The sequence below is a fragment of the Ruminococcus sp. RTP21484sp1_RTP21281st1_A8_RTP21281_210402 genome (assembly GCF_040914025.1).
GTDB classification, from domain to species: domain Bacteria; phylum Bacillota; class Clostridia; order Lachnospirales; family Lachnospiraceae; genus Blautia_A; species Blautia_A faecis.
Genome location: NZ_JBCPGE010000088.1, coordinates 1 through 5,604, shown reverse-complemented (window position 1 = coordinate 5,604; position 5,604 = coordinate 1). Strand labels below are relative to the sequence as shown.

Below are 5,604 nucleotides of genomic sequence, written 5' to 3'. Positions count from 1 at the left end.
TAACTACACGGCTCACTGGCGATTACCGTGACCGGACTTACACCGGCAAGTGTAGTCCAGCTTTGCTGGACACACGCGAAAAAAAAGACAACCACTTTTCTAATGGCTGTCTTTTCATACTTTTTATAAAGTTCCTGGCTCTCTCATGCACCAGGTTCCGCATGCACAGAACTTTATAGTATTATTCTATTCGTTACGAAATCATATGTCAATTCCATAACGGTTGCATTATAGCTTCATTTGGATAGCAAAACACTACCGTGTATTTAACTTTTTGATTTTTAGTCCCAGCTGTTCAATCTCCTTGGAATAATTTTTCATCTTTACCAGATTATATAATTCAAAGAAAAACTCCAAATGTAAAAGAGAGTCTTTTACCTCAAATGAAAACTGATCTGCCATTGTCATTGCAGATACAAGAAAATCCATTAGAAGTGTGTCTCCCGATGTACTCATCAAAAAAGCTCCCCAGTATTCCAGCTTTCCTGTGTGCCTCTCTTCATCAATGTCTAATATCAGATTTCCGCCCTGCATCTTTGCAATCTCGGCAGCTTTTGGATAAAGATTTCCCAGCAAATAATCATAACATTTTTCACTTTTCACTAACTTGTACTGAGAAAACTCCAGATCTGCTTTTTTCATTAACAAATCACAGGAATCCTTTGATGGCTTATTTTCTGTTTCTGAAGCATGATCAGAAAATAGCTCTTCCATTTCTGCATCATATGCTTCCTTATAAAATGCTTCAAATTTCATTTTTCATTTTCATATACAGGTAAAATAGCTTATCTGTATTCCTTCCATATTTTTTATTACTATATCACTTTTCCCTTGTTTTGACCAGTATAACGGACAATATAATTTTTTCTTTTTTCATAAAATAGAAACATCAACATTGACACCTATACTGGTCAAAAAGGGGAATTGCATTATGGAACAAAAACTAAGATGTGATATCAGCATTGGACCAAACCTTCAGAAGCTCCGCAACAATTACGGAATCTCCCAGGAAAAGCTATGTGCCATGCTTCAACGAAATGGCTGTGACATTGGCCACACAACTTATGCCAAATATGAGAATGGAGAGCTCAATGTTAAGATTAGTGTTCTATTGGAATTAAAGAAAATATATAACTGTTCCTTCGACGCATTTTTCGAAGGCCTGGAAGAATCAAAATAAGCCCGGTATTATCCACCGGGCTGTTTTCATTCTAAGCAGCATTTTTCAAATCAAGACTCAATTGACCTGCCTGCTCCCATGTTTTTGTTGGTATTCCGCAATCATGCAAAGCATCTTCATACCGTACTCCATTATTTTTTAAGTTCATGCAAATATTATAGTGATTTGGATGTGTAACAAGCATCCTTTGAAAGCGGTTTGGTTCAGCCTCTAAATGTGCGCCGAAGCCACAGAACATACAACCAGTTCTTTGTTCACCAGTTGTATAGTACTGTCCAAACTCATCCTGCCAGATATCTCCGTATGCAGAACTGATTTCAATATCATGTTCCACAATATAACGTAACACATCTGGCCTTGTCCAGGGACCAAGTGGCTGACTTTTTATAGTAGATCCAGTATAAACATTGCATCCTGTTTTAGCGTACAAATGTCCTCTTACAAAGCTTTCATCTTGCGTAATTCCAATATAAGGCTTCCTGCCAGTTTCTCTTTCGTATCTGGCAAATGGTTCCTTTTTCAAAATAATACAGCATTTTTCACTTATCTCATATTCCGTAGCAAGAAAAAATCGCCATTTCTTAGCTAATACGCCAAATTTCCCACGCTCATCCCCATATAGCAAATAGTTACGATAACGGTCACTCAAATTACCATGACGAAGTTTACGTACTTTGAGCGCAGTCTCCTTTGATATAAGAGGAAAACCAAATTGATCCACAACTTCCGAAAAATAAGCCCGTTTCCCAGACTTCCATTTAGGATAAATTTCTACATAGTTACCACTTGCCTTACGTGCGTGCCGTACAATTTCTGGGAATTCCAGGCCTGTGTTCGAAAATACAGCTGGTATCTCATCCCCTAATACTTTTCGTATCATATATAAAAGCGCTGTGCTATCCACCCCACCAGAATAACTTAGATATACCTCTCCATACCAGTTTTCATACCATTCACGTATTCTCGCTTCTGCAAGCTTCACTTTTATTTCATAGGGCAGGTATTTCCGCTGACTAAATTGCCACTCATTTAATTTCAATTCATCCTGAAGAATGTACATTTATTCAGCTCCATTAACCTACGGATATTGAAAGAAAATATCCGTAGGTTCGTCCCTATGCAGCCAGTGCTACAACACCAGTGCCCTCCTCATAGAAATTAATACAGTAGCAAACTGTATCTGTCTCAAACTTTACACGTTCATCATTCTGCTCCAATACTCGCATGATTTTTCCAGTTGAACGCCACAATCCATTCTGACAGTAGTGAGCTTTCTGTCCTTCTTTCAATGGCTGCATCACAGATCCATATAATACTACCATGGGCTTAAATTTCATTCGCTTTCCTCCTTTCTGATAATTTTTCAACTAAGCCACCTCCTTTTTTGCGCACAAAAAAAGCACAGAACCGACATTCATTCTTCAAATAAATCAATGTCTTTCTATGCTTTTATTTGTACATATGATTGGTTAAAATTTTTCTCCAGACCATAAGCCTGAACAAAATATCTGTTTCTGAATCCAGAAACAAAAATGATTACGTATTTATAATATCTATATATAGTTATTTTGTCAACCATATAATACAATATATTGCATTATTATATTTATTAATATGGGAACTTCACAACACATATAATCAAACGGTATACAAACTCCTCATATAAATCTTGATCAAATCGACTGTTTACGTTTGCATATTTATATAATAGCGGATTATATAATTCTAATATCTGAACCATCGCAGTATCATCCATCGTTTTTGCCCTGTTAAGAAGTTCCCTAAATCTCATATCTATTTTTCTCCTATGATTTTTCTTAGTTTTGTAAGTGTATTGAAATATATATCTTTAGCATGTAACTCACTGATTTCTACAAGTTCCCCAATTTCACGAAAAGTTTTACTTCCAATACACCGCAATACTAATATCTCAATCTGAAGTGTATTTAAAGCAGAAATGGCAGAATAGAGCGTGGGATCCTCAATACTATTTAATACGTCTCTCGCATGAAATTCTTCACCATCTTTGATTTTATAATCAATACAGACATTCTCTAACATGCGTTCTGCAGCCTTATCCTCAATAGAATCAACCTCATCCAAAGATGTCTCTGTTTTGATTATTTTATTCAGCTCTATCAGGTATTCTTTTTTAGCGTTCAATATTGCAACTTTTAAATACGCTCCAAACTTTCTCTTTAGTTCTTTATCTATTTTATCTGGCATTATTGCCCCCTAATTTGTAATCCTGTAAAACCTTCTTCAGCTGGCGGAGCCCTTTGCAATTTGTCATAATAACAACGACTTTTACAATTAAAACAGACTACTGAAATAGCTTTCCAGTAGTCCGCACAAACCAGGTAATGTTGAGTATCCTTCTGCGTTTTATGAATTTTTTGTTTCCTCCTGCCTGATTGATCCATGCCGCAATAGTGATAATCGCAAACATTAACATGAAACCAGGAATTATATTGTCTTTTACATTCTATATATAATACGATTCAAAAAATCTTTGGTATCATTATTTCATAGAATTTTCACAATTTTTGTATAATTAATTTATGCAATTTAACACTTTCTTTTACAGCCAAGCCAAACACCCAAAATACTATTTTCTTAGAAAATCATCCAGTTCTGAATCATAGGCCTTGATTTCTTCTATTGAAAGAGTGTCTACTTTTTCAAATACCCTATCAATCTGCTCGAAGCTCATATCGTCTTCTTTTTCCTTTTCAATAACATCTGTCAATTGTTCTTCTGACAGCCCTTTCTGAAAAAGATGTCCACATTCCGGGCAAATTCTATATGCCTTTCTAATTTTACTTTTACACTCCGGGCATGTTTTCTTTTGAAAATTTTCAGTTCCTAAATAAACAGTATAACCTGCCAGTAAGCAGGTGCCTCCAAGCAAAATTTCATTTGCTGCTGCAACCCCCATAACATTCCCTATTGCTCCAACAAGTTCGATACCGCAAATAACACTTAATATTTTAAGATTCAGCACTACACATACCTTCTTTCTTATTCTTCCGAATTATTAAACATCTGGTAGTTCTTCAGCATCAATGATACCTCTGCTTCATCCGCTTCATAGTCTCCGTCTATGCTTACAAAGTGATCTTCCTTATTATTTTCCTCTTCTACCGCCAAAGGAACTGACTGTTCCTTTGGCAAAGCAGAGATAACTTGTGGTTTTGATGTCAATTCAATTGACTTATTTTCTAATTTCCAGTAAGCCAATACCGCTTTAACAATATAACGCGCTTTCTTTCTGCTACCACAATAGTCATTCAAAAACTGGCAGACTTTCCGATGGTCTTCATCTGTTTCATCAAAGCGTAAATTGAAACGGTACTCATTTTTCTTACTCATTTACGCTCCTCCTTTTTCTCAACCTGATACTGTAGGCGGTATCCCTTTGCATTTGCCTTTGTATCATTAATAACGCTGTATTCCCCACCATATCGTTTCCATACAATTTGAATAAATTCTGCCATTAAGATAGAGCCACCACCAAGAAATATGGTCTGCGTGGTATTAAAGTCAATTCCAAGCTCACGAAACCTGCCAAGCAATTCTGTCACGTAACCAATTGCAATCTCACGTACACGTTCTTTTAGTTCTGTTTTATAGACACCGCCTCTTTCCAGAATGATATTATCAATGTCCTCTTCATCTAAAAGAATACTGTATTTTTGTCGTATCGCAGCTTTTATAGTGTTATACAACCGGATTATGCCGTTTTCTAAAGAATCGACATACTCCATTTCAAGCTGTCCGAACCTTAAAACCATGTAATCGACGGTAAACCCACCAATATCAATCAGTAAGACCTTCGGTACTACCGATAACTGTTTCTTCACCGCCAGAAGACAATAAGCTGCATATGCCTGTATGTAGACTTTTACCTCTTTAAAAACAATTCGGTATGGAATTCCTTTATAGGCAAATTCAATCACTTCACCATTCCGATAAAAATACTCCCTGAATTTTTTCCGCTGTTTCCCATAATGCGCAGGCGGCAGTCCTACCAGAAGCTCAATCTCCTGTAAATTTTGTGAAAGTAAGCCTTCGTTTTTTTCTCGATAAGATAACTCTTTTGCAATAGCAAATAACGTCAAAATGAAATATCGTTCGTCAGCAATTTTATCTTCCATATACGAAATTCGTCTGTTGGTTGTCACATAATATTTCCCCTCGTACTCAATCACCTCTTCCATATCTCCTGGCAGTGTATCCAAAATTTCCACCCCGGAATTGAACTCACAGTTCTCTGTTTTCATGTGTTTGTTACCGGTATCCACTGAAATAATCATATGTATTTCTCCTTTCAAAATCCGAATATAGTAGGCGTTTGCGAAACGCCAAAAGCCGCATAAATACGGCATTTTTTTGTTGTTAAAATAAAATATCTCCTCAAGGTT

General features: G+C 36.3%; 9 protein-coding genes. 1 reads left to right on the top strand and 8 read right to left on the bottom strand.

The window, feature by feature from the left end; genetic code table 11:
* Positions 1–255: 255 nt before the first annotated feature.
* The gene (locus AB5170_RS22230) at positions 256–756 is read right to left on the bottom strand and encodes a hypothetical protein (protein ID WP_173719718.1); all 501 of its coding nucleotides are present in this window, start codon (positions 754–756) and stop codon (positions 256–258) included.
* Between the two features lie 175 nt (positions 757–931).
* Between AB5170_RS22230 and AB5170_RS22225 the strand changes: the two genes are divergently transcribed.
* Positions 932–1,180, top strand: a complete 249-nt coding sequence (locus AB5170_RS22225) for a helix-turn-helix domain-containing protein (RefSeq protein WP_195379378.1) — start codon at positions 932–934, stop codon at positions 1,178–1,180.
* A gap of 31 nt (positions 1,181–1,211) precedes the next feature.
* Here AB5170_RS22225 and AB5170_RS22220 read toward each other — a convergent pair whose 3' ends face one another.
* The 7 genes from AB5170_RS22220 to AB5170_RS22190 form a co-directional block, all read right to left on the bottom strand.
* Positions 1,212–2,240 carry a phosphoadenosine phosphosulfate reductase family protein gene (locus AB5170_RS22220; protein WP_173719714.1) on the bottom strand — a complete coding sequence of 343 codons (1,029 nt, stop codon included), beginning with the start codon at positions 2,238–2,240 and terminating at the stop codon, positions 1,212–1,214.
* A gap of 55 nt (positions 2,241–2,295) precedes the next feature.
* Positions 2,296–2,517 carry a hypothetical protein gene (locus AB5170_RS22215; RefSeq protein ID WP_177968939.1) on the bottom strand — a complete coding sequence of 74 codons (222 nt, stop codon included), beginning with the start codon at positions 2,515–2,517 and terminating at the stop codon, positions 2,296–2,298.
* A gap of 272 nt (positions 2,518–2,789) precedes the next feature.
* A complete protein-coding gene (locus AB5170_RS22210) occupies positions 2,790–2,972 on the bottom strand; it encodes a helix-turn-helix domain-containing protein (RefSeq protein WP_177968940.1) in 183 nt (60 codons plus the stop codon).
* Between the two features lie 2 nt (positions 2,973–2,974).
* A complete protein-coding gene (locus AB5170_RS22205; RefSeq protein ID WP_177968941.1) occupies positions 2,975–3,406 on the bottom strand; it encodes a sigma factor-like helix-turn-helix DNA-binding protein in 432 nt (143 codons plus the stop codon).
* Between the two features lie 382 nt (positions 3,407–3,788).
* Positions 3,789–4,184 carry a zinc ribbon domain-containing protein gene (locus tag AB5170_RS22200; RefSeq protein WP_177968942.1) on the bottom strand — a complete coding sequence of 132 codons (396 nt, stop codon included), beginning with the start codon at positions 4,182–4,184 and terminating at the stop codon, positions 3,789–3,791.
* A gap of 17 nt (positions 4,185–4,201) precedes the next feature.
* Positions 4,202–4,552 (bottom strand): hypothetical protein, encoded by a 351-nt coding sequence (locus tag AB5170_RS22195; protein ID WP_177968943.1) that lies wholly within the window; start codon positions 4,550–4,552, stop codon positions 4,202–4,204.
* Positions 4,549–5,496: a ParM/StbA family protein gene (locus tag AB5170_RS22190; protein ID WP_177968944.1), complete on the bottom strand. Its 948-nt coding sequence runs from the start codon at positions 5,494–5,496 to the stop codon at positions 4,549–4,551. Before AB5170_RS22190 ends, AB5170_RS22195 begins: the two co-directional genes overlap by 4 nt.
* Positions 5,497–5,604: the final 108 nt, after the last annotated feature.

Excerpts from the sequence above, each read along its gene's own strand:
- AB5170_RS22220 (WP_173719714.1), bottom strand. The coding sequence starts at position 2,240 with ATGTACATTCTTCAGGATGAATTGAAATTAAATGAGTGGCAATTTAGT.
- AB5170_RS22195 (WP_177968943.1), bottom strand. The coding sequence starts at position 4,552 with ATGAGTAAGAAAAATGAGTACCGTTTCAATTTACGCTTTGATGAAACA.
- AB5170_RS22230 (WP_173719718.1), bottom strand. The coding sequence starts at position 756 with ATGAAATTTGAAGCATTTTATAAGGAAGCATATGATGCAGAAATGGAA.
- AB5170_RS22190 (WP_177968944.1), bottom strand. The coding sequence starts at position 5,496 with ATGATTATTTCAGTGGATACCGGTAACAAACACATGAAAACAGAGAAC.
- AB5170_RS22215 (WP_177968939.1), bottom strand. The coding sequence starts at position 2,517 with ATGAAATTTAAGCCCATGGTAGTATTATATGGATCTGTGATGCAGCCA.
- AB5170_RS22205 (WP_177968941.1), bottom strand. The coding sequence starts at position 3,406 with ATGCCAGATAAAATAGATAAAGAACTAAAGAGAAAGTTTGGAGCGTAT.
- AB5170_RS22225 (WP_195379378.1), top strand. The coding sequence starts at position 932 with ATGGAACAAAAACTAAGATGTGATATCAGCATTGGACCAAACCTTCAG.
- AB5170_RS22210 (WP_177968940.1), bottom strand. The coding sequence starts at position 2,972 with ATGAGATTTAGGGAACTTCTTAACAGGGCAAAAACGATGGATGATACT.